A 26,145-nucleotide genomic window follows, 5' to 3' on the forward strand; every position below is an offset into this window, starting at 1 on the left:
TCATATGATCTCTATCCATTAGAATTCTTAAAAAATCTTCTATATAGATTCGTTGATTTTTGATAAATACCCTCATAAAAGTCAGCAAGATATCTTGTGACAATAAACCTTACAATAGCAAACATTAGAGCAATCACCATAATGAAAAACAGAATTCCAACTGCTTGTTCTAGTGCTACCATGTATATCACCTGGCTTATATAAAGTTATTAGGTACCCATATTAACAAACTAGCTTCTTTAATGAAAGGAATGTCCACTCAACATGACTCACAACACATTAGACACAAAACGTTTCATCTCATTAGACTTAGCCCGAGGTATGATGCTGCTTCTAGTTGCGCTAGCTCATGCATCTTTATATGCAGGTAGCACATTACTTACTCGTCCAGAAAGCATGCATTCTCTAGATACATTCCTTAATTATGTTTCGGTTTTTATCGTTGATAACCGCGCAAGACCTATGTTTGCTTTTCTTTTCGGTTACGGTTTAACCTTAATTGTTGCAAGTTATCTAAAGAGAGATAGAACCAAACGCGATGCCAAAATCTCCTTGTATAGACGTGCATTATATCTAATCATTTTTGGATTTTTCTTATCTGTTATCATTGGAGGGCAAGACATTCTCTCCATTTATGGCGCCGCACTTCTATGTATAACCTGGCTTATTTTCAAAAAAGATAAAGTACTCGTTAGGACCATTACAATCATGTCCGCACTCTTTCTCATTATTTTACCTGTCATGTGGGGAAGTATGGCTACCTTTATGCAGCAAGATAAAAACGTCGTTCAGCTTACGTACTCATCCTACGCAGAAAATCTGAGCAGTCAGTTCCTACAATTTATTACTGGCGGACCTTTTTTGGGAAATCTTGCGTTACCTATAGTGATCTCCATACTACTCGGCATATGGGCAGGTCGAAAAAAGCTACTGAATGAAGATCCCGACCACAAACCCTTTCTAAAAAAATTGGCGATTATCGGGATAGCCATTTCAATTTTTGGCGCTATTCCACAAGCCCTTTACAGTAATGAACTACTAGAATTTTCGCCCTTATTTAGTGGTTTAATTTTCACCTTACACTTGGCTACAGGTATCATTGGTGGCATGAGTTATGCAGCAATCTTTGCGTTAATTGGTCCAAAACTTATTCAGAAGCAAACGCTTATACAACCAATCACTGCACTTGGAAAACGGTCTCTCACTTTTTTTATAGTAAATGAAGCATTATTAGTTATGTTTCTCTCTAGCTATACCCTCAACTTGGGAGAGACGATGGGATTAACCGTGAGTTGGTCCATTGCTTTTGGCATATGGATGTTAGCCCTATTGAATTCTTCTATTTTAGAGAGAAAACAATTGAATGGACCTCTGGATGAGTTATTTAGAAAGCTCGTTCATCGCAAGCCCCGGGGGGAGAAACAGGAGATGGCTTAAACAAATGGTAGGGAAATACTATTTACTCGAGAAGGCTTGAACCTAATAGTTGGGCTTCGGCTTCGCTCTCGGGATAGGGGCACGCACCCGTGGGCCCCTATCCCGAGAGCTGTGAAAGAGAGAATTATAAACCGTATGCAGTGGTAGTGGGTCTGAAGGGTTTTTGGGAAAGTATACGCTATTTTAAAGACAGTCCTTCTTATTAAATCGCTATCGTTTTTTCCCTTTTCACCATCCAAATTAGAATGCCAACAGCAATAACTATCATTGTAAGATACACTGTAGGGGTGAAATGCTGCCAGTTTTCAAGATTAAAAAAGTTCGTCATGATTCTACGTTGACCCAGTACAATAAGTAAAATCACACTCGGAATTAAGATAGCCAACAACGTAAAATACATTGATGATAATCGTGAGACCAATATAATCCAAGCACTAAAGCATAGACATAAAAGGTAGACGGCTACAATCATAATTAAAACATAATGATTAAATGATAGATTGTACCAAAAAAGACTTGAATTTAAGTATGAATTCACTCGTCCTTCACCAAACACTAGTGTATCAAACTGAAGGTATATACTCATCCAAATTAGTAGCCATGCTGTAATGATGAGAAATGCTGCTATTAATACAGCGGCTGCCTTGATCAGAAAGAACCTCCGCCCCACCTTACTTGAGTATTGTTGTTCTAAAAGATTCTGCTTTCGATCTCGGATAAAAACTGGTGCAAGTACAATTAGCAAACTGACTAAAATTAGCCGAGTGATTTGCGTCATGTACTGGTTAAAATGTGATAGCACATGAGCTGGGAGGATAGACATATATTCTTTATTATCCTGAATTTCTAAAACACGTTCTTTCATAATTGGATCATTTCTTGACACTTCAAGGAAATATGTGAAGTCTTGTGCGCTTTCTACAATATATTCTCCTGCAGTAATTCGCCATAATAAATCCTGTGCTTCATGATTGTCATTATGTATGATACCTGAGTAGTAATTATCAATTTGTTCATCATCACGACCAGTCCATAAATCTGAATAACTCTGAAGTCCAAGCTCTTGTGCCTGTTGGTCATTCTTCACAAATTCATCTGCTCGACTTATATCATTCTCATGCCTTTCTTTAAAATCCTGCAGATTCCCTGCTGTTACATTAGCCGGATCATAATTACTAACCATTTCACGTGTAAGTAAATCAATATCACCTGCTGGACGACCGTTAGGAAAGTACTTCACTTCAAATTCTATAAATGTAAAATAGATAATAAACGTAACTGGAACGAGTAGTATAAGTAGTTTCCAATGAAAAATTCGCTTTAGCTCTTGAAAGAATATAGACATGACCAACCTCCTAAATATCAAGCCTTTTAAATCTATTAAATCCGATCAATACAGCTACTAATCCGATCAGACCCCAAATAAGGATGATCATCAACTCTGCCATTTCTCCACTTAATGGAGCGAAATTAATTGTAAACCACGAATGTGGATTTAACATCAACCAATACGGTTGGTAAAGTAACAAGTAATACCCCCACCCCTCCAAGGATAAGATATAAGGAATGGTAATCAGTAATCCAACAAACAGAAGTTTCAGCATAACAGTCATATAGGTATGTCTGATGAATAGTGAGATAGTCACAGTGATCGCTGAAAAAATAGGCTGCAAGCAAATAGTCACAGTTACAGCTAACAAAAGAAATTGCCACATTGATAGATTCCACCATGAGAAATACGGATAGTTCATACTTGAATTCCAGTTAAAAAAAGAAGTAACTGGTGTATTCCACAAAGCCCCCATAGGTGTAGAGATGCTATATATGAGCACAGTTGAACTGATTAATAGAATTGATACTATAGCTACTGCAACTAACGAAGCAAACGCTTTATCTATCATCAGCTTTCTGCCTCTTTTAGTTGCATATGTATGAAGGTGAGTCCGCTGCTCAAATTCGTAGTTCATTGAAAAGGCTGTTATTAACACACTCATTAATAAAAGCTCAAATAATAGCGCTTTCCATAACGTTCGATATAATGTTTCATGCATTTGATACTCACCTTGGAAATAAAGAGACTTATACTCTTTTGATTCTTTAATCTCATTAAATCGCGGTTCATATTTTGTGAAATTCTTTTGAAGTATTGCTGCTTGTTTTTCAGTCAGGCCGTGATAGCGAATTTGAACCTCTAAAAAATCTGTGAGTGAGATCTCTTGATACGCAAGATCTAATTCAGGAATGAGCTCTAAATAAGACTCAACTAAAGAAGTATCATAAACTATGTTAAATTGATCTTCTGTAAGTTGATTAAGTAAATCTTGATCTAATTCAGATAAGCTCTCAATCTCCTTACCTATAACTGGTGAAACAACTTGATTCATTGCTTCCATTTGTTCATTCATTTTTTGATCTGCTTGTTCCATAAAAAAATCATTGATTTGGTATCCAGTGTCGTCTGCCAGCTTACTGACAACACGTAAATCATCCTGCATATACCAAATAGAAGATATGATTAGAACATTTAACAACATAGCTAATATAAATAAACCAATCACAACTGGTGAACGCAGAATTTTTATGAGTTCAATTTTAATCATTCTGCATGCTCCACATCTTGATAGACAGTTAAAAATACATCCTCAAGCTGCGGTTTAACAGGTAACCATTTACCACATGTCTCAGCCTCACTATAGAACCGTACATATACCCCTCCATCCTGTTGCCTCTCACTCAGAACTAAATAATGATTAGCAAAGCGTGAGTACTCCTCCTGAGTTAGCTGTACCTCAAAGACCTTTCCTTCAAGTGTTTCACATAAAGCAGGAACTGTTTCTTTATATAAAAGTTTATGGTCCTTTATCATAATAATCTCGTTTGCAATAGATTCAACATCGGCAACAATATGTGTAGACAATATCACAATACGATCTCGTGAAAGCTTGGAGATTAAACTGCGGAATCTCGCTCTTTCTTTAGGATCAAGCCCAGCTGTTGGTTCATCTAAAATGAGCAGCTTCGGATCATTTAATAGCGCTTGAGCAATACCTACGCGTTGAATCATGCCACCAGAGAATGCCTTCAATTTTTTGCGACCAACATCCTCAAGTGCTACCAGCTTTAATAATTCTTCAACCTTTTGCTTAGCAACTTTTCTGTCTATGCCTTTTAACGCTGCAATATACAGTAAATATTGTGAGGCTGATTCATTTCGATAATAGCCAAATTGTTGCGGTAGATAGCCAAGAATTTCGCGATAGGATTCTCCCATAGAGATAATGTCTCGCCCGTTATAAAGGATCTCTCCTTTTGTTGGAAAGATGAGTGTCGCAAGCATTTTAATTAGGGTTGTTTTTCCTGCTCCATTAGGTGCTAATAATCCATATACTCCATTTTCAAGCTCTAATGATACATTCTCTAAAACCGCAGACTTTTTATACGACTTTGACACATGTTGAACTGTTAACATGATTAACCCACTTCCTTGTGTATGTTGTATGAGAATAGTGATTGAATTGACTTACATAATAAAATCATGCCAATCAAGCTGACTAGAATGTAGGCAACCAACGGAATCCGCGTAAGAAGATCTTGAAAGCCAGTAGGGAAAATCAGATAAAGAAGTCCGTTCACGACAACCCACAATGATGCTAGTCCCCAGGATTGTATAAAAGAAGTCGAAGAACGATTAAAAACAAACAGAAACATCACGGAAAAAAGTAGTAATGAACAACTCATAATTAAAAAAGCGCGTAGAATACTAATATCCGTTATAAAAATTGAAATAAATGCGATGACTATTGTGTTAAGTCCTAATGAGACGATACTGAATAGAAACATTCGAAAAGCAGACAGCTGCGTCATACTGTATTTGGTTGTATGTTCGATCTGCGCATCTCGATACATTTTTTGAACAAAGCTCCTTACAGCTAAAATAAAGTAGACACAAGGAGAAATCGTAAACAGAAAAATGTAGACATGATCTGCAGCTTGATTGCTAGTTAATGATAACGATAGAAAACTCATCACCGAAAAACCAATAAAAATTAAAAAAAGAATCTCTGTTTTATCCTTAAACAAATGCCCCAAACCTACTTCGCTGTACATCACAAGTAAATGATCTATAATCGATTTTTTTCCTGGCATACCTGCATCCACAATGTTGTTGATATGCTTGTCCATTTCTACTTCATTTGGATAATTGATCGTTGGTTTTTTTTCATTCAATTTGAGTTCTCCTCCCATCTTTTCTTCATCACACGCAGTGCCGCATAGTACTTTGACTTAACGGTAGACTCCTTCATTTCAAGAGATGCAGCTACCTCTAAAAAAGTCGCATCAGCAAATGACTTTAATCTCACAATCTGGCTTGAAGTAGTATCTAATGATGCAATAAGCGCATTTAAAGCTTCAGCCTCTTCCTTACGTTCAATTAAAAGAGCCGTATCCTCAAATTTAGTGAACATCTGCTCCTGCACTTCTACTCGATGCTTCTCATATTTATGGTATGTAGAGCGAAAATAATCTATGGAACGGTTAGTAGCTATTCGATGGAGCCAGGTGGTGAAAGAGGCTTTTTCGACATTGAAGGTATGTAAGGACCCTAACATTTGAATAAAAATTTCTTGAGTTAGATCCAGGGCCAGCTCTTTGTCGATCGTTTGTTTATAAACATAGGTGTATACCGACTGATAATACAAACGCACCAATTCATTTGCTGCCTGCTTATCATTCTTCCGCACTATTCGTTTAATTAATTTGTTTTCTAGTCGATTCATCCTTAACCTATCCTCCAGCTGTCTCACTCTTAAGTGCCTCTTAACTATATATGCGAAAAGTAAAAACAAATAGTTTTAATCTAATTCAATTATTTTTAGTCTACATAAAAATAACCCGAATATGGACTGTATCGTCCGTTATTCGAGTTAGCATCAATCATTATTTTTACATTCATCATGTCTTATGCACGATAATCAGCTATAAGCTGTAAAAGTGCCTTTGCATCATCCTGAAATTGATCTCGTTGATTATCCTTCACAAACTCCAATAGAAAGTGCTGATCTTCACTCGAGTCTTCTAAATGAAGCTGGTGCAGGTACTGTTTCCAAGCATGTAATCCTTCAGCTAATGGTAATCTTTCTTCTATATTCCAATAGAACACATGAACATGTTTCAGATAAGGTTTAACGACTTTAATATCCTCTACCCTATCTTGCACTTCCAGACCAACAGCTGGCTGCCAATATAATCGAACATTTTGATGAGCAATCGCTTCTAGTAGTTGTTTTGCACTTTCACTCGTATCGGTAAGTGTTCCACCATGATACTCAATGTGTACAGCAATACCGTCGTTTTCAGCTAAATCAGCTACACGATGAATATCAGCCGTAACCTTTTGACGCTCTTGCCGAGTCGCTTCATCGGATCCTTTTTCTCCGGCCCAAATGCGGATGGACGGAGCACCTAGCTCCTTTGCTGTCAGTAGAATTGTTTCAAACGAATGAGGTTGATTAGTCACACCTGCTTTGTAGTAGGAACCATATGAAAGCACTTCTAATCCAGCTTGCTTCATTTGACGCACAATAGATTGCACCCTCTCTAACTCCCCTGGAGGTGCGTGAACATCAGCTCCCCACTCAATTCCATCAAGACCGACATCACTTGTCCATTTAATAATAGTATCAACGGATTGATCACGAAAGGTAACGGAACACATGCCTGTTTTTATCATATGAAATCAACTCCTTTTAGAGTGTTCAGTATCGCTATTCAAGCTCTCTCTTCCAAACCATATGATGATTATCTTTATCCCAATAGTTCTCTTGAATAAAGGTTGGTTGCCCTATTTTTCTAATCCAAAACTGTTGCGATTGTTTGTAACCGCTGTCTAAACAATAGCCTTTAAAACCTGATAATTTAATCTCTTTAATGATAGTATCTAACAGCATCGTTCCTATTCCTTTACCTTGAAACTTAGGAAGGACAAATACTGTACCTATTTCCGGATACTGACTGAGTTCTTCTTTTAGTATATCTTGAATGATTTCATTTGCGTTACCGTATTCAATGGTACCTACTATTTTATCATCCCTTGAATCAATCGCTATCAAAAAGTACCGGGCAATCTTTTGTTTAGCTAAATCACTTTCTAAGTAGTGCATTTTCATATTTAGCTCTTGCTGTTGATCAGCTACTAGATGAGAAATCTTTTCTCTTTTAAAAGTTTCCTTAATTACTTCTTGAAAAAGGTCTGTCAGTTCCTGTTTATCTGACGTTAATGGACGTCTTATCTCCAAACCTTTCATATAGCTCCCCTTTTCTAATCCTATGCAACCTTCTCTCCTACCACTCTTCTCCTCCCTTTTCGACTAACTAATACTGCCGAATATAGCACTGCGAGAATTCCAGCAAGCTGCCATAGATTTAAGTAGTCATTAAGAAACAGTACGCTTGAAATGACAGCTACAACGGGTTCAATGGTTGCGAGGATCGATGCTTTACTTGCTTCTAGATGTTTTAGGCCCGTTGTGTAGAATACATAGCCTCCGACCGTTGATACAAGGGCAAGTAGGATAGCTGGTATAAAAACAGCTGGACTCGTAAACAATGCTACTTTTTGAATGATAGGACTTGCAAGCAACATAAATAGACTCGTATATAAAAATGTATAGGTCGTAATCGTTAGTGGTGAATATCTTTTGGTAATGGGTTTGGTCAAAATGCTATACAACGCATAAAAGAAACCCGAGAGTACTCCCATGAGGATAACTGAACCTGGGATACTAGATGTTCCAGAAGGCAATAGCTGCACAACAAAAGCACAGCCAGTTAGTGCTAAAATAAGTGCTGCAATTTTATTTTTTGTCAGTAGCTCTTTAAAGAAGATTCGTGATAGTAAAGCGACAAACATTGGCCCTGTATATAAGAGTGTTACTGCAAGGGACAGATTGGATTGGGCAAATACCTCGAAGTAAAAGTAATTAAAAAAAGCAACGCTACAAATCCCTGAAGCTGCAAAAATCCAATGATCTCGTATTCTTGTCTTCAGATGAGGTCTAAACCATATGGCCATAATAATCATTAAAAAGACAAAGGTAAAAATACCTCGTACCGCCACCACTTCCCAGGGTGTAAATCCTTCCTGATAAAGCGGATCAACAAATAATCCAATCAACCCCCAGCATGAGGCGCCTAAAATGGTATATATGTATGCTTTGAATGTAGTCATAACCCCTCCTTCTGAAGATTTCGTAATACAACAAAAAAGGAACGAACACGATCTTCATTCCCTTTTGTTAATGCCTCTGGCGGGATTCGAACCCGCACTCCTCACGTAAGCATAGGCTAGGGGGAACACGCTTCCCTACGGACTTTCACCGGCTAGGAATTTCACCTGCCTCAGCTAATTTTGCTTTTCGGTGCTTCTGAAACCCTTGCCTTGCGACCCGGTTGCACATTTGTTTTCCGGCGCTCTTCCCTTCTAGAGCTACAGAGGCGTATACTTCCATTCATATTACTACATTTTCCAATCAAGGTCTTGAATTAATTAGTCTATTCTAAAGAAAAATTGAAGGTGAAAACAGACTCATCTTACACTCGTTCAAAAGATGTAGATCATATCATACCATTGATTGAGCCCACTCGAGTAAAACTTATTTATAATAATCATAGCAATCATTTGACTAAATAAGGAGATCATTATTATGAGAATTCAAAAATTAACTTTATTAACCAATCAATTAGATGAAATGAAAAAATTTTATCATCATCACTTACATTTTGAATTGATACATTCAGGTAAGGATTCTTTTTCTGTTCAAGTCGGAGCATCCATACTAGTGTTCAAAAGAAATAGTGATTCTACTACCCCTTTTTATCACTTTGCAATGAACATTCCAAAGAATCAACTACAAGAAGCTAAAAAGTGGCTGACCTCCATAACAAAACTTAACACTCAAGATGGCTATGATGAGGTCTTTTTTAAAAATTGGAACGCTCACGCAATTTATTTCACGGATCCTGCTGGTAATATACTAGAGCTAATTGCCAGGCATGAAGATATTATCCAAGAAAGCTACTCCCCGTTTCATTCGAAACGAATTATTAATATTAGTGAGATTGGTATCGTCACACATCAAGTTCAGCAATTAGCTCAGAAAATTAACCTCATGGGAATACAAAATGCGAGATTAGGAAGTGAGGAATTTGCTCCTCTAGGAGATGCTGAAGGCTTGTTTATCATTGTGAAAGACCAACGCACCTGGTATTTCTCTGATCAGCCTGCTCGATTTTTTCCTGTTCATGTTGTAGTTGAGAATGTTGGTGAGTTTGTGTTTCAGAGTATGAATGAAGTTCATCTCCATCATGATCTTCCTGCATAAATTGGTTTTCACCATTCATTACTAGCATTTCCCCAACGCGCATTGATTGATTTGAGAGTTCTAGATATACGGAAACAAAGATTCAAAATAACAAGGATCACAAAAGCTTGAGATTGACTCATAAAGAATTGAACCAAAGCCTGTTCATATGTAAATTCAGCCATAATTAAGATGTTCAACACCACCATACAAAAAACCGCATAGACACTGAGACATACATTCATCGTATCAAGTGTGTTCCACCGTAAATAGAAGGAGGTTTCAGCAAAATCAACATCTCCATTCGGTTTTTTTACGATGTATTTGCGATCTACCGAACGAGCCAATAAAATTGTCAAAATGATAAAACCAAGTGCAACAATTAAAGAAATAATCATTCCCATTTTTATCTCTCCCCTTTTAAGAGTAGCTGATAATTAGAAAGGTCCTACTTATCATCCTACCAACTCCCTTTTTATGTTAACATTTGTGTAGGTTATTTGATAACACTCACATGAAATAAAGGATGGAGTAGATGAAAGGTTCTCGTATTATTTCTTTACAGGTTGTTGTTGTAGCTTTACTCTGCTTATTTATTGTCTCGCTTGAGTACCTATCTCAATTCATTGTTCATATTTTTTTATCAGAGAATAGAATTCCGGGTTTTGTTAATATTCTTTTTCTAGCTATGATCATCATTTTTTATTACTTGTTTATGAGACTGGAATTACTAAAGGAACACTCTATATTTAACAGAATTCCATGGAAAGCGTTTATCGCTGTTATGATCTTATCGTTCTTTTTCTTTTCCCTACTTTTTATGACTACTTTTACTTTTTTAGTAGAGCTATCTTTTGAATTCAGATGGATCTTGTATGTCGTTGGAAGTGCATTCTTGCTGCTAATTTTCCTTTCTGTGTTAGCATCGGTCCAGTTGTTCTTAACGAATCAACATCTTACACGTAAAGCGCTTGATCTAACGCTGCTATGGTCGATCGGCATTTTTATTCTAATATTTTATATCTTATAATAAGAAAAACCTTTCATCCAGCGGGTGAAAGGTTTTTCTTATTCTTTCTTACTAACTCAACTTTCTTTTTTAGACGACAGCTATTAGTTTGCTACTTCACTCATGTATTGATAGATTTTTTGTAGTTTCTTTTTTTGACCTTTATTCACATCTTCCATACTTCCAAATTCAAAGAATTTCACTTTCCTGATACCAATATATCTAAAGAGTGCTTTTTTCATTAACGCTTTATGAGCATTATTAATGAATAATAATGGATAATGTTTCGGTCCTTTCATAGTAGAGATACATACTATTGATTTTTCTTTAAGTAACCCCTCGGGAATATATCTCCCTATTTCTTTATATGCAAAGTTTGATACAAATATTTGGTCTATGTACCCTAAAAGCATTGCAGGTGGACGTCCCCACCAGATTGGATAAATAAATACGATTTTGTCTGCCCAAAGAATTTGCTCACGATAGACTTCAAGCTCTGGTTCCTTATATAAGTCTCTTCGGCGCTTGTTTTGATTAAATACAAGCGCTGGATCAAATTTCTCCTTATATAAATCTAATACTTTTATCTTACCTACTCGTGCATTGATTTCGGCACCTTGCAAAACTTTTTCTAAAAACGAAAAACATAAGCTTTGATGATTTGGATGAGTATAGACAACTAATAGATTCATTATACACCACCATATTTAGTTTTCATTTGATAACAAAAATATAAACGATGGTTTTTTAGTTGTCAATTGATAATTGTTTTTTGATAAATAATTAGGTATATTTTTGCTGAGGTGAAATAATGAGTACGGAATTATTTAAACAATTTATGTCATTTACAATGTCTGTACACCAGGTGACTTATGAATTAACAAAGCATGCACGATTTGGACCTTTAACTCCCCTACAATATGAAATTTTGGAATATGTATTTGTTTCACAGCCGGTTAGTCCTACAGAAATTAGTGAATGTAAGTATATATCCCTGCCGAATACAAGTAGAGAACTGAAAAAACTACACTCATCAAATCTCATTGAAAAAGTCTTGAATAAACAGGATGGGCGCAAACATTCAGTTGTTTTATCTGACGAAGGTGAAAAATTGATAAAAAATATTTTTGAAGAGACTGAGCGTCTATTTTATAAAAGGGTTGGCCAAGTTTCTCATCAAGACAGTGAAGAGATTCAGGCTGCCTTCGAAATGCTTAAAAAGAAAATATACTATTAAAATCCGTTTCACGTTTGTAGATGCACTGATGAAGGATATTTTGCTTAGAATTTCTTTCCCTCACTTTCAAATTCAACATGTTCCTATGAAAAAACCTTTCATCCGCTGGATGAAAGGTTTTCCTTATTATCATTTTAATTACCAAGACTTTTCTGTGCTTGGTTTACAAAGGCTGCGGAGTGTTGTTCAAGCCCTGCCCAATCCTGTGCTTCAATGAGATCCTTGCGTAAGAGTGGGCTTCCAGCTCCTACGGCAGAGGCTCCTGCTTTTATGAATCCGTCAATGGTATCGAGATCGACACCACCTGTTGGCATGATTTGAATATGTGATAATGGGCCCTTCACTGCTTTAATAAATGCTGGTCCTAGTACATCTGCTGGGAAGGCTTTCACCATATCTGCTCCCCATTCTACTGCTTGTTGTGCTTCAGTAGGTGTGAAGATACCTGGAATCATAATTTTTCCGTGACGTTTTGCTGCACGAATGGTTGGTTCATTTAGAATTGGAGCAAAGATAAATTCAGCACCCGCTTGAATAGCAAGAACGGCTTGTTCAGCATCAAGAACTGTACCTGCTCCCACTACAACCTCCTCGCCAAATTGGCTTCGAAGCTCAGTGATTGCTCCTAATGCGTCCTCTGAATCCATCGTGACTTCAAGTCCGGTTACGCCTCCATTCACAAGCGCTTTAGAGATGGAAACGATATGTTCTCTAGGCTGCTTACGAATGACAGCAACCACTCCAGAACTGATTAATGTATCAAATCTACTCAACGTAATACTCCTCCCGAGTGTCCTTCTTTTTGTTCAATAAATGCGTCAACTTCTGCACGAGTAGGTAGTCCTTCGATGTCACCAGGAGAGCTCACTACTAGGGCACCCACTGCAGCGGCAAAATGAACGGCATTCTGCAATGACTTGCCTTCAAGTATACCAGCTAAAACGCCTGCCGCAAATCCATCTCCTGCGCCAATTGCATCAACAATTTGTTTGATTTCAAAGCTTGGTACACGTCCTTGTTCACCCTTTGCCTCAGCATAAAACGAGTATTCCCCACCATTTTTTATGACAACTTTACTTACGCCTTCTGCAAACAGAGTTTGGGCGATTTCAGCTTCATCATTTGTACCGTAAAGCCATTCTGCTTCATCGAGTCCTGGCATCACTAAGTCTGATTTCGCTGCGATGTCACGCATAAGCTGTTTTGCCTTCTCCTCTCCAATTCTTCCCATTAAGGTAAAGCGGAGGTTGGGATCAAACGAAACTAAGACGTTATGCTTCTTTGCCATATCAATTGCTTTAAACACGGCTTCACTACAGGATTCGCTTAATAAAGGTGTAATTCCAGTGATATGAAGCACCTTTGCGGACGCAATTTGTTGTTCATTTAAATCCTCTTTGTTAAAGAAACTTGCTGCTGATCCAGCACGGTAATAGGTTACACGTTGATCTCCAGGACGTCGCATTTCCTTAATGTATAGTCCAGTTGGCGCACCTTGATATGTTTGAACATAATCTGTATTTACACCTTCGCCTCTAATCTTCTGAATGAGAAATTGTCCAAATTCGTCTTCTCCGACCTTACTCATCCACAAAGATTGATAACCTAGTTTTGAAATACCAATGGCTACATTAGATTCAGCGCCACCGTATCGTTTTGTAAATGAATCCACATAACGGAGCGGTCCACTGCTCGCTGCTTCTAATAAGACCATCGTTTCACCAAATGTTACTACATCTGCACTCATGTTCACTTCTCCTCCCTACACTCCAGAGTAAGACATAAATCCGCCATCCACTGGAACAACGATGCCTGTTACAAAACGTGAGCTTTCAGAATCTGCTAACCACAATAATGTTCCGAGCAAATCCTCTGGTTTTCCAAAACGTCCTGCTGGAGTGTGAGCAATGATTTTCTCTGCACGTTCAGTTAAGGAACCGTCTTCATTTGTTAATAAGCTACGGTTTTGTTCCGTTAAGAAAAAGCCTGGGGCGATTGCATTTACGCGGATTCCCGCATCAGCAAAATGTACAGCCAACCATTGCGTGAAATTATCAATGCCCGCTTTTGCTGCACTATAGGCAGGAACCTTTGTCATTGGAGAAGGTGCACTCATTGAGGATACATTAATAATGGTTGCCCCTTCTTGATCAATCATTTGTTTGGCAAATACTTGAGTAGGTAACACCGTTCCAAGTAAATTCAATTTAAACACTTGATCAAATCCGGTGATGGTCATGTCAAAAAAGCTTTTTACCTCTGGATCTGAAATGTCTTCTTGAGAGAAGCTTTCCTTACTAGTAATGGCATCTGGGTGATTTCCGCCAGCGCCATTAATCAGTAAGTGACATGGACCTAACTCAGACAAAATTTTATCACTCGCTGCAAGGATGCTCTTCTCATCTAGCACATCACAGGAAACAGCCAGAGCTGTTCCGCCTTGATTACGAATGTCGGCTTCTAGCTGCTTTCCTTTTTCAGCTGTTCGGTTTAATATCGCAACCTTCATTCCTTGTCTGGCAAGCTCTTTGGCCATCTCACTGCATAAAACACCACTGCCGCCTGTTACGACAGCCACTTTACCTTCTAAAGCTGTGTGTATTGGTAGCATTATTTTCTCCCCTCGCTTTTCACCTTTTCATACGCATCCCACAGTCCCCATAGATGCATAATGCCAAGTGCACGGTCATATAAGCCGTAGCCAGGTCGACATTCTTCATTCCAGATATGACGCCCATGATCAGGTCGAGCATAACCTGTGAAGTCATTTTCATTATAAGCCTTCACAACATCTGCAATATCAACAGATCCGTCCTGTGAGCGATGAGAGGTTTCAATAAAATCACCGTTCTCATAAATCTTCACGTTGCGAATATGAGCAAATGGAATACGATCATGGAAGCGACGGATGATTTTAGGGACATCATTAGCAGGATTTGCTCCAAGTGATCCGCTGCAGAGCGTAATGTTATGAGCAGGGCTGTCTGAAAGCGAAAGTAAGCGCTCTACATTTTTCTCACTCGTAATAATACGCGGAAGTCCAAATACTGACCAAGGTGGATCATCCGGGTGGATTGCCATTTTAATATCATGCTGTTCACAAACCGGGAGAATCTGTTCTAAGAAATATTGTAGATTATCCCAAAGATTATCCTCTGTCATGCCCTTATAAAGTTCAAATGACTTTTCAATTCCTGCTAAACGCTCAGGCTCCCAACCAGGCATGGTGAATGCTGAGTTACTCGTAGTTTGACGAATAAGTTCCTGTGGATCCATTGAATCAACCTTACTCTTTTCATAGAATAAAGCCGTTGAACCATCGCCCATTTCTTTATACATGTCTGTCCGTGTCCAGTCAAAAACCGGCATAAAGTTATAACAAATAACTTTTACATTTACTTCAGCTAAATTGGCAATGGTTTGCTTATAATTTTCGATATACTGATCACGTGACGGTAGTCCAAGCTTAATGTCTTCATGTACGTTTACGCTTTCAACAACATCCAAATGAAATCCGTATTCGTCTGCCTGACGTTTCACTTCCATGATTTTTTCTACAGGCCAAACCTCACCTGCTGGTAAGTCATGTAGTGCCCATACCAAGCCTTCTACTCCTGGTATTTGTTTGATCTGCTCTAGGGTAACAGAGTCGTTATTTTCCCCGTACCATCTAAAGGTCATCTTCATTTTGAACCCTTCCTTTCATTAAATACATTTTATTTAAAATACATGGGAAACTGCTCTTTTAGTTCAACCTGATCGACAGTGATCATGCGTAAATGTTCTTTCATAAGAGCTTCTGCTTTGTTGTGATCACGATTCTTAATCGCATTATGTATTTGCTGATGCTGTGATAAAATTTCGTACCAATTCAAATTCGATGAAAGGCTAAGCATTCGTAATCTCTCCAATTGAACATTCATGTGAAAGATCATGTCAGATACTTGCTGTTTCCCACAGCTTGCTGCAATGAGACGGTGGAATTCTCCATCAAGTTGAAAAAGTCGATCATAATTCTGCTTTGTCATCATGCGTTCTTGAAGTATCAAGTTGGTATCCATTTCATCCAAGTCTTCACTAGTGGCTTGATCACATGCAAGCTTAACGATACCTAGCTCCAAATGTTCACGAATGAATCGTGCATTTTCAACCTGCTCTAAATCAATTAATGTAATAAAAGAGCCTCGCTGGGGTTTAATTTCTAATAATTGCTCTTGAGCAAGCTGCAAAAATGCTTCTCGAACCGGCGTCCTGCTTACGTGTAATTCGTCTGCGATCTCTTTTTCCGAAATGGCAGCTCCAGGTTTTAGATTAAGTGAGGTAATGCTTTCTCGTAAAGTATGATAAACATGTACCCTAGACGATACCGCCGATGGCTTATTTTGATACGTTGGACTCAATAGCTTATCCTCCCTCTCAAACCTATACTACCATACTACCATACAAGTATGATAGATTTTTGTACAAATCATTATAATAAGCATAAGAACTGCTATAGGTTTAAGACATGCAAGGGCTTTAAAGCCCTGCGTTAATCATACCAATCTTCTGAATAATGGTTGCCCATCCCGTCAATTCTTCCTCTAGCGCTAACTCCACTTTTCTCATCATACACGTACTCATATTCAAAGGTAGGCTCATCTGTAAATATAACAAATGTTGTGTAGTTTACTCTAGTTTCATCATTAATATGATATGTGGTCTGAATAGATTGAATATCTGTTGGCTGATATTGTCTATCTGATATGAGATAGTGATAAACTTCTTCCTCTGATCGTACCATCTTTATAGGGTCTCCATGCAAGAATATATACCACATAAACGAAACCCCAACCACTAAACACACACTGAGTATCAACGACAGAACCCCCATGAATCTATCCACGATGACCCATACCCCTTTAAATATAATTAATTGTTCCTTGATTTCTTCCGTTTTCTACTACATACTTCCTATCATTTCTTCTCATAAATAGTTTATCAAATATCTATGGGCTCCTATAGACATTCTTTTCGATAGTTTTCGACATTGATCCAAAAAAACTTGTTACTCCAATTCAACATTAGAGTAACAAGCTACTACGTAGTCCTTTATTTCTTTCTTCTTGCCATTACCACACCTGCTACAATAAGGACAACAATTAGGATTCCACCAATAATCCAGATTAGGGCAGAGCCTTCTTCTGTTGTTTGTTGTTCATCAGATGTTGAAGTTTCCGTTTCCTCGGAGCCAACAGACTCTTCCTCTGTGGTTTCATCATTGTTTGCATCATCTTCCTCAACAACTTCAGGCTCTTCAGTCACATCTTCTTCAGGTTCAGTTACTTCTTCTGCTTCAACCGTAAAGGTAAAATCCCCTTCGACTGGATGCGTATCAGCACTTATAATTTGGTAGGCCACCGTATACACGCCGCTTGCTAATGGTTCTGCAAGTTCTACCTCAATGTTAGGGCTGTTTACTTGTACGTCAGCAGGCTCGATTTCTTCACCTGATTCCGTTGTAATTTGAATCGTCGCACCTTGTTCAATGCCACCATCAAATGATAGCTCAATTGTTTCTACCACCTCTTCAACTGTATCTCCATCCGTAGGCACAGTTGATTCAATATGTGAATGCGCAAAAACTGTTTGTGGTAAACCTACTAATAATACAATGATTGCAAGAATCATCATTTTAGGTCTTGCTAGCATGTTAACACTCCCTCTTCTTCCCATTATTTCAACTCGAATTTATCTTAGTAGACAAAAGTGAAATTAGAGTGAAATTCTTCATGCTTCACGAATTTAACACATCTTCAGAATAACTATTTAACGTAACAACTGCTGTCGTTCCTTCATGTTCAACTGAAATGAGATCAAAATGTCCTTCATGCTTTTGAATGATTTGCGACACAATAGATAAGCCTAGTCCAGTCCCGCCATCCTTGCGTTCGCGAGCTTTTTTCACCCTGTAAAACCGCTGCTTCACAGCAGGAAGGTCCTGTTCAGGAATGCCAATGCCCTCATCCTTTACTTCAAGATGAACATGCTTGCCTTTTCTATATAACGTAATGAAGATCTTTTTATCTGCGGGCGTATATCGTAACGCATTATCTAATAGATTCCGAACCACCTGTTCAATTCGGTCTGCGTCTCCCATGATAATGCACTCATCGTCAAGGTCTCGTAAGATTTGAACCTGTTTTTGTTTTGCGGATAGGCTAAATTGATCAACAACATCATCAATTAACTCTGCAAAAGCAATCGGTTCATGTTGGAGCTGATAAGTGTCTGCCTCCATTTGTGCCAAATCTAACAAATCATGTACCAGTCTATCTAAGCGATTAGCTTCCTTTTGAATAATGCCTAGCCCTTTTTCTTTTGTGACCACACCTTCTTCAATTCCTTCAGCATAGCCTTTCATATAACTTAATGGCGTTTTTAATTCGTGGGCGATATTTGCTAGAAATTCCTTTCGATTTTGGTCCACTTCATTTAAAGAAGTAGATAAGGAATTAAATGAACGCGCTAGTTGACCCAGTTCATCCGTAGTATTCGTTTGTTTGATTTGTTGACTAAAATCACCCTGCTCAATTCTTTGGGCAACAGTTTTCATTGAAATAAGGGGATTAACAACATCACGAACCATTTTGTTTCCAAGAAATAAGATGATGCTAATAAGCAGAATAAAGCCAATGTATAGTAACCACTGAATGTCAGCAAAAGGCTCATAGATATCAGCTAAAGGTTTTGATAAAAATACAACCCCTTCTAAATTTCCACCTTCAAATAACGGAATAGCTACACCTAAAATCTCTTGATCAAATCTCGGGTGAGCACGTCTCATTACAACCGTTTCTCCAGCTAGTAGCTGTTGCCGCTCTTCGAAATTGATTAAGTTATACTGGGACGTTGGATCGAGTACTTCACCACTTGCCAAAAGCATTGGATTATCTGTAAATTCGACTTCAGCATCCGTGCTTTCGTTAGCCCACTTTAAGCGTTCTTGGAAGAATTCATCACTCTCCTCTTCCCCATATACCTCAACTAACTGCTCCCCTTGAAGCATTAATGATTCAATTTGTTTATCAATATATAATCGATCATATAAAAAAGAAATAAGTAGAATTCCTGTTATAACAACCGTTACGAGCACACTAATGATCGTAAGCCATACCTTATGTTTTATCGACCAATGCTTCATACTGAATCCTCAAATTTATAGCCTACTCCCCAGACAGTTTGTACAAAACGACCTGCGGATGTAAGCTTTAATCGAAGGGTTTTAATATGCGTATCTACAGTACGATGTGTTTTATTATGGTCAGGGTTCCAAAGTCTCACTAATAAATGATCTCTAGTAAAAACCTGACCTTTAGATTCATACAAAAAAACAAGTAAATCATATTCTTTACGTGTTAAATTAACGAGTTCGTCTTTCACAAATACTTTTCTGGCATCTAGAACAATCGCTAATTCCTCAACCTCAACTCTGTGTAAATCAGCTTGTCCACCTTTCATTCTTCTAAGAACTGCTTCTACTCGAGCCATTAGCTCTCTTGGACTAAAAGGTTTAACGACATAATCATCTGCACCCAATTTCAAGCCGCGAATGCGGTCCTCTTCACTGCTTTTAGCAGTAAGCATGACTACAGGAATTTGTGATGTTTCACGAATTCGTTTACATAATTCAAACCCATCAATGCCCTCCATCATAATGTCGAGTATCACTAGATCTATGGGTTCACTTGCCAATAAGTCCGTTGCCTCGTATCCATCTGAGGCAGTCAGAACATGATATCCTTCTTTATCAAGAAATGTACCAACTAGTTGGAGCAATTCCTTTTCATCATCTACAACAAGGATGTTTGTTGTTGAATTCATGAATTCACCTCCGACAGTATTAAATAAGGACCTGGCGCAACAGGAATCGTTTTAATTAAACTGAGATCCGATTGATTAAGAATTGAAATCGTATCGCTATCTAAGTTTGTTACATAGAGCTTATCGTCTGTTGCATAAATATCATTTGGATTTTGCCCAACCTCTGTTTGATGATCAATTTCACCGGTATCAGCATCTATTTTATAAACGGTATGATCACCGTGGCAAAGAACAAATAAATCTCTTTCATGATCTCCTATCTCAATCGCAATTGGCATGAGGCCAACCTCTATTTCCTTTTGCACTCCTCCCAATTGAGGATCAAAGGCATATACAGTCCGGTTCAGCTCCGTATTAGAGCCATGTCCCCCGACCCAGACCACATCCTCATCTACATAGATACCAGCGGGAGTATCATTAATTGAGAAGGTTTGAACAACTTGGTTTGAATTAGTATCAAATTGTATCATTTCATTTTTTTCAGATAAGACGATATATAGATCCCCGTTTTGACTAATTGAGAGCTCATTTGGCGCTGCTCCCATATCAACAGAAGCTAGCTTATCCTTCGAGTTCGCATCAATGACGTGAACTCGATGATTTTGTGTATCGGCCACAAAAAGCCTTTCAGATGCCTCGTCAAAAACAATGCTGCTCATTCCAAATCCAAGATCCATAAAAGGACGAGTGACCTGCTCGTCTAAATCAATTTCAATTAACTGCTCTTCATTTGGATTGATTCCTACTACCTTATTTTCTGAGATGAATGCCATATCCGTTAAGGTAAAAGGAATAGACGTTGATGCTATGTCCTCATCCGTCTGAGGATTTATAAAAGAAAGGGAAGACTCCTTTGCATGAGAGACTAGTAATAGCTCATCTGATGTTTCAGGTACCTCAATCGACTGATCCTGACAACCGCTCATCAGGAACCAGCCTAGCATTACAAAAGGAAACAGCCTCGCGTATTTCATCTTGAACCTCCAGCTTCTAAAAACTCTACAAATAGTATACCAAATCGTTATAGCACCTATTTGTGAAGTTCAGGTGAACAGTCTTCAGAAGGATTGTTTGGAGTCAGAGAGATGCATGTCTATGTCTTCGATTTCTTATAGATGTATTTTCTGCTGCTTGCGATGTGTCCAGCTTCCTTCCGATGTATTCCTTCCTCCTCGCGATGTATCCAGCTTCTTTCCGATGTATTCCTTTCTCCTCGCGATGTATCCAGCTTCTTTCCGATGTATTCCTTCCTCCTCGCGATGTATCCAGCTTCTTTCCGATGTATTCCTTCCTCCTCGCGATGTATCTAGCTTCCTTCCGATGTATTTTCTACTCCTCGCGATGTATCCAGCTTCTTCCCGATGTATTCCTTCCTCCTCGCGATGTATCCAGCTTTTTGCCAATCGTTTAGTAATCGTTCCAATATTCTTAGCTTTATGTTTTAATGCAAAAAAAACAGACAGGAGATACCTGTCTCTTATTCAAACAATATTTTTTTCTTCACCTATTTATCTTCAATTTTAATCTGATAATGCTTTAACCAATGATCCATCTGTACAAAATGGGCCAACAACTGAGGTCCCGCCATCAATTGTCCAAAATATGGTTTGCCCGTGTCAAATCCACCAGTCTCGTTAATTTCTTTAAGCTTTTTCTTATCAACAAACTCAAAGAGTGGGGCGTCTTTTTGTTCAAGAACCTTATCCATCATGAGGCTAACAGTCTTGGCATATTTCGGGTGGTGCGTTTTGGGATACGGGCTTTTCTTGCGATAAAGCACATCATTGGGCAGTACGCCTTCCAGTGCTTTTCTTAAGATGCCTTTTTCCTTATCTCCATAACTCTTCATCTCCCATGGGATGTTCCAAACATATTCAACGAGTCGATGATCGGAAAATGGCACGCGTACTTCGAGACTTGCTCCCATGCTCATTCGGTCTTTACGATCTAATAAATTCGTCATAAACCAAATGATGTTTAGGTATGAAATCTCACGTCTCCTTGCCTCTTCTTTTGTATCACCTTCAAATTTTGGGGTTTCGTTAATTGTCTTTTTGTATTGACTGTATACATACTCTTTTAGATTGAGCTTGCTTCTCCAAGAGTCTGTTAACAGATCCTCACGTTCGTTGATGGACCGCATCCACGGGAACCCATCGATATTCATAATTTCAGGATTGTGGAACCATGGGTAGCCTCCAAATATTTCGTCAGCGCATTCTCCGGAAAGTCCCACGGTTACGTCCTCTTTGATTTCCTTACAGAACCATAATAGCGAAGAGTCTACGTCGGCCATACCTGGAAGGTCACGAACATTTACGGCTTCAATTAATTGCTCAGCTAATGTATCTATAGAAATGATGGCGTTTCGGTGATTGGTATTGAGTTCTTCTGATATTTTTTTGATCCAAGGGGCATCTGAGTTTGGTTGAAAAGCACTCGACTTAAAATATTTATCATTTTCATCATAATCAATAGAATAGCTTCGAATCGGCTGCTTCCCTTTTTCACGATAGATCTCAGCAGCAATAGCTGTTAATGCACTTGAATCAAGGCCACCAGACAAAAACATTCCCACAGGTACATCCGCAAATAATTGTCGATCAACAATATCATATAAGAGCTCACGGATATGCTCCGCTGTTTCCTCAGCGTCCTCCGTATGTTCTTTACTTTTTAGTGACCAATATCGACTTATTTGTGCTCCATTCCGATCATAACTAAGCATATGACCTGGTCGGAGCTCGCTGATTTGCTTGAATATGCCGTGGCCAGGTGTTCGTGATGGAGCAAGCCCCATAATGTCTGCTATCCCCTCTCGATCAACCACCGCTTCAATTTTAGGATTAGCAAGTAAGGCTTTCAGCTCGGAACCAAATACCAAAGCTCCATTTAAAACAGCATAGAAAAGCGGTTTTACGCCGAGTCGGTCTCTTGCCATAAATAAACTCTGGTCCTGCTCATTCCATATAGCAAAGGCAAAGATGCCATTAAAGTGTTCAAGGCATCCGCTTCCCCACTCAATATATGATTTTAATAGCACTTCCGTATCGGAATGGCTTGAAAAAGTATGCCCACGTTTTAACAATTCTTTTCGTATATCTTCTGTATTATAAAGCTCTCCATTGTATACAAGCGTATACTCTTTATGATTGACGGCTCTTGTCATAGGTTGAATACCGCCTTCTAGATCAACCACCGCTAATCTGGCATGACCCAAACCTGCGTGTGTAGAAGTCCAAGTTCGTAAATCGTCTGGACCCCTTTTATTTAATGTGTTAGCCATTTTATGAATAGCAGCTTTTTCACTACGCATATCCTTTCGCCAATCAATCCACCCTGTAATGCCGCACATCCATAACCAGCCCCTTTTGGGTTCTTTGTTTACCTTGCGCTTCCCGAACATCCAATCACATAACCTATGCTATTCACTGCCACTATCAATAGTGCCTTTGAATTTATGGGTTATATAGAGAAACAGCGGAACATATAATAAACAATTAAATGCCTATACTAATACACGTCATCGCGCTCCAGTAATCAGAATGTTCAAATAAAATGGTCTTGACTTCTTATTTCACTCCCCTTATACTTGACACATTATATGACAGTGCATTGAGAAGGATTAGTACTCTGAAGAAATGTGAACAGAGAGTGGGTTCATCGGCTGAAAGACCCGCCACCAATTTATTCAGATGAACCTGCCTTTGAGCTTCCAATTACTTGGACGTCCCTCTTGCGTTATAAGAGCTAAAGCGGACATGATTCTTCATGTCAATCAAGGTGGTACCGCGGATAACTCTTCCGTCCTTATATAGGATGGAGGAGTTTTTTTATTTTTTTACGAAAGAGGTGTTAGGATGGGTCGGCAGCGTATTGTTGTAAAGATTGGCAGTAGCTCATTAACAAAAACAAATGGTTCTTTAAGTTTAGAGAAGCTTACCGAGCATGTTGGAGCTCTTGCTGCGCTTAAAAATCAGGGACATGAGGTCATTTTAATTTCTTCGGGAGCTGTTGCGGCTGGCTTCCCTTCTCTTGGCTACCCAAGTCGACCCGTCACCTTATCGGGCAAACAGGCAGCTGCAGCAGTTGGGCAAGGATTATTGATGCAAGGCTATATGGAACAGTTTGCTCCATATCACATCACTCCAGCTCAATTATTACTGACTAAGGAAGACTTTTCGCACCATACTCGGTTCAGAAATGCCAATCGTACGATTACTGAATTATTGAAACGAGGCTGCATTCCTATCATTAATGAGAATGATTCGATTAGTGTCGATGAACTAACCTTTGGTGATAATGACATGCTCTCAGCGTTAGTTTCGGGATTTGTCCATGCGAATATGCTGATCATCCTAACAGATGTGAATGGGATTTATTCAGAGAACCCTCATAAAAATCCCAACGCCATTCGTTACTCTCATCTTCCGGAAATTACAAAAGAGCTTTTGCAGCTTCCTGCTGAATCAGGTACGGCACTCGGAACAGGTGGTATGAAGTCTAAAATTAATGCAGCTCAAACTGCCCTTTCATTAGGTGTTAACACGTTTATAGGTCATGGATTAGGTCATGATAAACTTATTTCCATTCTTAAAGGTGAAGGCGATGGGACTTACCTAGGATCTTTTTCACCTAAGTCGGTTATGCCTGCTTCAAAGCAATGGATTTCTCTTCACTCTTCTACGTCCGGATCCATTGTCATTGATGAAGGTGCAGAGAAGGCGTTACTTTATAAAGGAAAAAGCTTATTACCAGCTGGAATTGTAGCTGTTAATGGAACCTTCCTACCCTTTGAGGTTATACAAGTGAAAAATCAGCAGGGACATTTATTAGGGAAAGGTCGAACCAATCTTTCCTCAAATCAAATTGACTTAGCAAAAGGTTTAGATAGCTCGAGTGCACGGGATATCACAAACCAGAAACGAGATGAAGTCATACACAGAGATCAGTGGGTAGCCAATCGAGAGGAGCAAACAAGCGATGAGTGAAATAAAGGATAAAGCAATACAAGCTAAGGCGATCACCTACTCGCTAGCATCTATGTCAACGGAGCAAAAAAATCAAGCGTTAGAAGCGATGGCCTTGGAGCTTGAACAAGATACGGATCAAATTCTGGCAGCTAATGCACAGGACCTATTACATGGCCGTGAAAATGGTTTAACAGATTCTCTTTTAGACAGACTGACGCTAACATCCGAACGAATTCAAGATATGGCTTTAGGTTTGAGGCAGATAGTTGAACTCGACGACCCTATCGGCGAAGTGATGGAAAAATTCGACCGACCAAATGGATTAAAGATTGAGAAACAGCGTGTTCCACTTGGAGTGATTGGCATCATCTATGAGGCCCGTCCTAACGTGACCGTTGATGCAGCCGGGCTTTGTTTAAAAACAGGAAATGCCTCGTTGCTTAGAGGAAGCAGCACTGCCATTCATTCAAACAAAGCCATTGTCCAAACCTTGCAAAAAGCTTTAGAAGGGATTGGGTACGTTAAGGAAGCCGTACAGTTGATAGAAGACACAAGTCGTGAAGCAGCAAGTGAACTATTTACGTTAAACGACTACGTAGATGTACTAATCCCTCGTGGGGGTGCTTCATTAATAAAAACAGTTGTTGCCTCGTCAACCATTCCAGTCCTTGAAACCGGCGTTGGCAATTGCCATATTTTTATTGATGAATCGGCAAAGGCTGAAATGGCAACTAATATAGTTGTTAATGCTAAAACCCAGCGCCCCTCAGTGTGCAATGCTTGTGAGACCGTTTTAATACATCGAAATTGGGCAAAGCAGCATCTTCCGAACCTACTTGATCAACTTCACCAGCATCATGTCTCTATTGTAGGGGATGAAGAACTAAGGGAGTGGGATGCTTCAAGCGAAATCGCTGAGCATAAAGATTGGGCAGAGGAATATCTTGATTTAAAGCTTGCCATCAGGTTGGTTAATTCAACAGAAGATGCACTTGCTCATATCAGGAAATATGGCACGCATCATTCTGAAGCCATCATCAGTGAGTCGGATGAACATGTTGTGGCATTTTTAAATGGTGTCGACGCTGCCGCTGTTTATCATAATGCATCCACTCGTTTTACAGATGGTTTTGAATTTGGATTTGGTGCAGAGATTGGGATTAGCACGCAAAAGCTTCATGCTCGTGGGCCAATGGGACTCGAGGCCCTCACATCGACTAAATATAAAATTTATGGCGAAGGTCAAATTAAATCGTAAGGAATGAG

General features: G+C 38.9%; 28 protein-coding genes and 1 other annotated feature. Of the genes, 6 read left to right on the forward strand and 22 right to left on the reverse strand.

The window, feature by feature from the left end:
• Window positions 1-11: 11 nt before the first annotated feature.
• A complete protein-coding gene (locus FN960_RS22825) occupies window positions 12-182 on the reverse strand; it encodes a hypothetical protein (RefSeq protein WP_185970997.1) in 171 nt (56 codons plus the stop codon).
• 82 nt (window positions 183-264) lie between these two features.
• Here FN960_RS22825 and FN960_RS09740 point away from each other — a divergent pair, with 82 nt between their 5' ends.
• On the forward strand, window positions 265-1,437 hold the full coding sequence (locus FN960_RS09740) for a DUF418 domain-containing protein (protein WP_143848522.1): 1,173 nt from the start codon (window positions 265-267) through the stop codon (window positions 1,435-1,437).
• 202 nt (window positions 1,438-1,639) lie between these two features.
• Here the strand turns inward: FN960_RS09740 and FN960_RS09745 are convergent, their stop codons facing one another.
• The 8 genes from FN960_RS09745 to FN960_RS09780 form a co-directional block, all read right to left on the reverse strand.
• Entirely contained in the window at window positions 1,640-2,782 is a 1,143-nt protein-coding gene (locus tag FN960_RS09745) for an ABC transporter permease (protein WP_143848523.1), read from the reverse strand.
• A 10-nt stretch (window positions 2,783-2,792) separates the two neighbouring features.
• Window positions 2,793-4,037 carry a hypothetical protein gene (locus FN960_RS09750; protein ID WP_143848524.1) on the reverse strand — a complete coding sequence of 415 codons (1,245 nt, stop codon included), beginning with the start codon at window positions 4,035-4,037 and terminating at the stop codon, window positions 2,793-2,795.
• Complete coding sequence (locus FN960_RS09755) at window positions 4,034-4,906, reverse strand: ABC transporter ATP-binding protein (RefSeq protein ID WP_143848525.1); 873 nt, start codon at window positions 4,904-4,906, stop codon at window positions 4,034-4,036. The genes FN960_RS09750 and FN960_RS09755 overlap by 4 nt, the downstream gene beginning before the upstream one ends.
• A gap of 2 nt (window positions 4,907-4,908) precedes the next feature.
• Window positions 4,909-5,664 (reverse strand): hypothetical protein, encoded by a 756-nt coding sequence (locus tag FN960_RS09760; RefSeq protein ID WP_143848526.1) that lies wholly within the window; start codon window positions 5,662-5,664, stop codon window positions 4,909-4,911.
• Window positions 5,661-6,215: an RNA polymerase sigma factor gene (locus FN960_RS09765; RefSeq protein ID WP_143848527.1), complete on the reverse strand. Its 555-nt coding sequence runs from the start codon at window positions 6,213-6,215 to the stop codon at window positions 5,661-5,663. The genes FN960_RS09760 and FN960_RS09765 overlap by 4 nt, the downstream gene beginning before the upstream one ends.
• A gap of 182 nt (window positions 6,216-6,397) precedes the next feature.
• On the reverse strand, window positions 6,398-7,168 hold the full coding sequence (locus FN960_RS09770; protein WP_143848528.1) for a sugar phosphate isomerase/epimerase family protein: 771 nt from the start codon (window positions 7,166-7,168) through the stop codon (window positions 6,398-6,400).
• A gap of 34 nt (window positions 7,169-7,202) precedes the next feature.
• Entirely contained in the window at window positions 7,203-7,742 is a 540-nt protein-coding gene (locus tag FN960_RS09775; RefSeq protein WP_143848529.1) for a GNAT family N-acetyltransferase, read from the reverse strand.
• Window positions 7,743-7,762: 20 nt separating this feature from the next.
• Window positions 7,763-8,665 (reverse strand): DMT family transporter, encoded by a 903-nt coding sequence (locus tag FN960_RS09780; RefSeq protein WP_143848530.1) that lies wholly within the window; start codon window positions 8,663-8,665, stop codon window positions 7,763-7,765.
• Window positions 8,666-9,140: 475 nt separating this feature from the next.
• Here FN960_RS09780 and FN960_RS09785 point away from each other — a divergent pair, with 475 nt between their 5' ends.
• Entirely contained in the window at window positions 9,141-9,818 is a 678-nt protein-coding gene (locus tag FN960_RS09785) for a VOC family protein (RefSeq protein ID WP_143848531.1), read from the forward strand.
• An 8-nt stretch (window positions 9,819-9,826) separates the two neighbouring features.
• On the opposite strand, the gene FN960_RS09790 is transcribed toward FN960_RS09785, so the two are convergent.
• Window positions 9,827-10,201, reverse strand: coding sequence for a hypothetical protein (locus tag FN960_RS09790; RefSeq protein ID WP_143848532.1), 375 nt, complete (start codon window positions 10,199-10,201; stop codon window positions 9,827-9,829).
• 131 nt (window positions 10,202-10,332) lie between these two features.
• Between FN960_RS09790 and FN960_RS09795 the strand changes: the two genes are divergently transcribed.
• Entirely contained in the window at window positions 10,333-10,827 is a 495-nt protein-coding gene (locus FN960_RS09795; RefSeq protein WP_143848533.1) for a hypothetical protein, read from the forward strand.
• 83 nt (window positions 10,828-10,910) lie between these two features.
• Here FN960_RS09795 and FN960_RS09800 read toward each other — a convergent pair whose 3' ends face one another.
• Window positions 10,911-11,498, reverse strand: a complete 588-nt coding sequence (locus FN960_RS09800; protein ID WP_143848534.1) for an NAD(P)H-dependent oxidoreductase — start codon at window positions 11,496-11,498, stop codon at window positions 10,911-10,913.
• Window positions 11,499-11,617: 119 nt separating this feature from the next.
• Here FN960_RS09800 and FN960_RS09805 point away from each other — a divergent pair, with 119 nt between their 5' ends.
• Entirely contained in the window at window positions 11,618-12,043 is a 426-nt protein-coding gene (locus FN960_RS09805) for a MarR family winged helix-turn-helix transcriptional regulator (RefSeq protein WP_143848535.1), read from the forward strand.
• Between the two features lie 134 nt (window positions 12,044-12,177).
• Here FN960_RS09805 and FN960_RS09810 read toward each other — a convergent pair whose 3' ends face one another.
• From FN960_RS09810 to asnB, 11 genes are all read right to left on the reverse strand, one after another.
• The gene (locus FN960_RS09810) at window positions 12,178-12,816 is read right to left on the reverse strand and encodes a bifunctional 4-hydroxy-2-oxoglutarate aldolase/2-dehydro-3-deoxy-phosphogluconate aldolase (RefSeq protein ID WP_143848536.1); all 639 of its coding nucleotides are present in this window, start codon (window positions 12,814-12,816) and stop codon (window positions 12,178-12,180) included.
• The gene (locus FN960_RS09815) at window positions 12,813-13,790 is read right to left on the reverse strand and encodes a sugar kinase (RefSeq protein WP_143848537.1); all 978 of its coding nucleotides are present in this window, start codon (window positions 13,788-13,790) and stop codon (window positions 12,813-12,815) included. Before FN960_RS09815 ends, FN960_RS09810 begins: the two co-directional genes overlap by 4 nt.
• A gap of 15 nt (window positions 13,791-13,805) precedes the next feature.
• A complete protein-coding gene (locus tag FN960_RS09820) occupies window positions 13,806-14,654 on the reverse strand; it encodes an SDR family oxidoreductase (protein ID WP_143848538.1) in 849 nt (282 codons plus the stop codon).
• On the reverse strand, window positions 14,654-15,730 hold the full coding sequence (gene uxuA / locus FN960_RS09825) for a mannonate dehydratase (RefSeq protein WP_143848539.1): 1,077 nt from the start codon (window positions 15,728-15,730) through the stop codon (window positions 14,654-14,656). Before uxuA ends, FN960_RS09820 begins: the two co-directional genes overlap by 1 nt.
• Before the next feature lie 29 nt (window positions 15,731-15,759).
• Window positions 15,760-16,443, reverse strand: a complete 684-nt coding sequence (locus FN960_RS09830; protein ID WP_143848540.1) for a GntR family transcriptional regulator — start codon at window positions 16,441-16,443, stop codon at window positions 15,760-15,762.
• A 131-nt stretch (window positions 16,444-16,574) separates the two neighbouring features.
• Window positions 16,575-16,916 carry a DUF3139 domain-containing protein gene (locus FN960_RS09835; protein ID WP_260681983.1) on the reverse strand — a complete coding sequence of 114 codons (342 nt, stop codon included), beginning with the start codon at window positions 16,914-16,916 and terminating at the stop codon, window positions 16,575-16,577.
• A gap of 218 nt (window positions 16,917-17,134) precedes the next feature.
• Complete coding sequence (locus tag FN960_RS09840; RefSeq protein WP_185970998.1) at window positions 17,135-17,734, reverse strand: copper resistance CopC family protein; 600 nt, start codon at window positions 17,732-17,734, stop codon at window positions 17,135-17,137.
• A gap of 85 nt (window positions 17,735-17,819) precedes the next feature.
• Window positions 17,820-19,226, reverse strand: a complete 1,407-nt coding sequence (locus tag FN960_RS09845; protein WP_143848543.1) for a sensor histidine kinase — start codon at window positions 19,224-19,226, stop codon at window positions 17,820-17,822.
• Complete coding sequence (locus FN960_RS09850) at window positions 19,223-19,906, reverse strand: response regulator transcription factor (RefSeq protein WP_143848544.1); 684 nt, start codon at window positions 19,904-19,906, stop codon at window positions 19,223-19,225. The genes FN960_RS09845 and FN960_RS09850 overlap by 4 nt, the downstream gene beginning before the upstream one ends.
• Window positions 19,903-20,880 carry a YncE family protein gene (locus FN960_RS09855; protein WP_143848545.1) on the reverse strand — a complete coding sequence of 326 codons (978 nt, stop codon included), beginning with the start codon at window positions 20,878-20,880 and terminating at the stop codon, window positions 19,903-19,905. The genes FN960_RS09850 and FN960_RS09855 overlap by 4 nt, the downstream gene beginning before the upstream one ends.
• Before the next feature lie 530 nt (window positions 20,881-21,410).
• The gene (gene asnB / locus FN960_RS09860; protein WP_143848546.1) at window positions 21,411-23,261 is read right to left on the reverse strand and encodes an asparagine synthase (glutamine-hydrolyzing); all 1,851 of its coding nucleotides are present in this window, start codon (window positions 23,259-23,261) and stop codon (window positions 21,411-21,413) included.
• Between the two features lie 251 nt (window positions 23,262-23,512).
• Window positions 23,513-23,721, forward strand: a binding site (T-box leader).
• A gap of 45 nt (window positions 23,722-23,766) precedes the next feature.
• On the opposite strand from asnB, the gene proB reads away from it, so the two are divergent.
• Both proB and FN960_RS09870 read left to right on the forward strand, forming a co-directional pair.
• Window positions 23,767-24,897 (forward strand): glutamate 5-kinase, encoded by a 1,131-nt coding sequence (proB, locus tag FN960_RS09865; protein ID WP_143848547.1) that lies wholly within the window; start codon window positions 23,767-23,769, stop codon window positions 24,895-24,897.
• Window positions 24,890-26,137 (forward strand): glutamate-5-semialdehyde dehydrogenase, encoded by a 1,248-nt coding sequence (locus tag FN960_RS09870; RefSeq protein ID WP_143848548.1) that lies wholly within the window; start codon window positions 24,890-24,892, stop codon window positions 26,135-26,137. Before proB ends, FN960_RS09870 begins: the two co-directional genes overlap by 8 nt.
• Window positions 26,138-26,145: the final 8 nt, after the last annotated feature.

It is taken from the genome of Alkalicoccobacillus porphyridii, assembly GCF_007293315.1.
In the GTDB taxonomy this organism is placed as follows: Bacteria; Bacillota; Bacilli; order Bacillales; family Bacillaceae_D; genus Alkalicoccobacillus; species Alkalicoccobacillus porphyridii.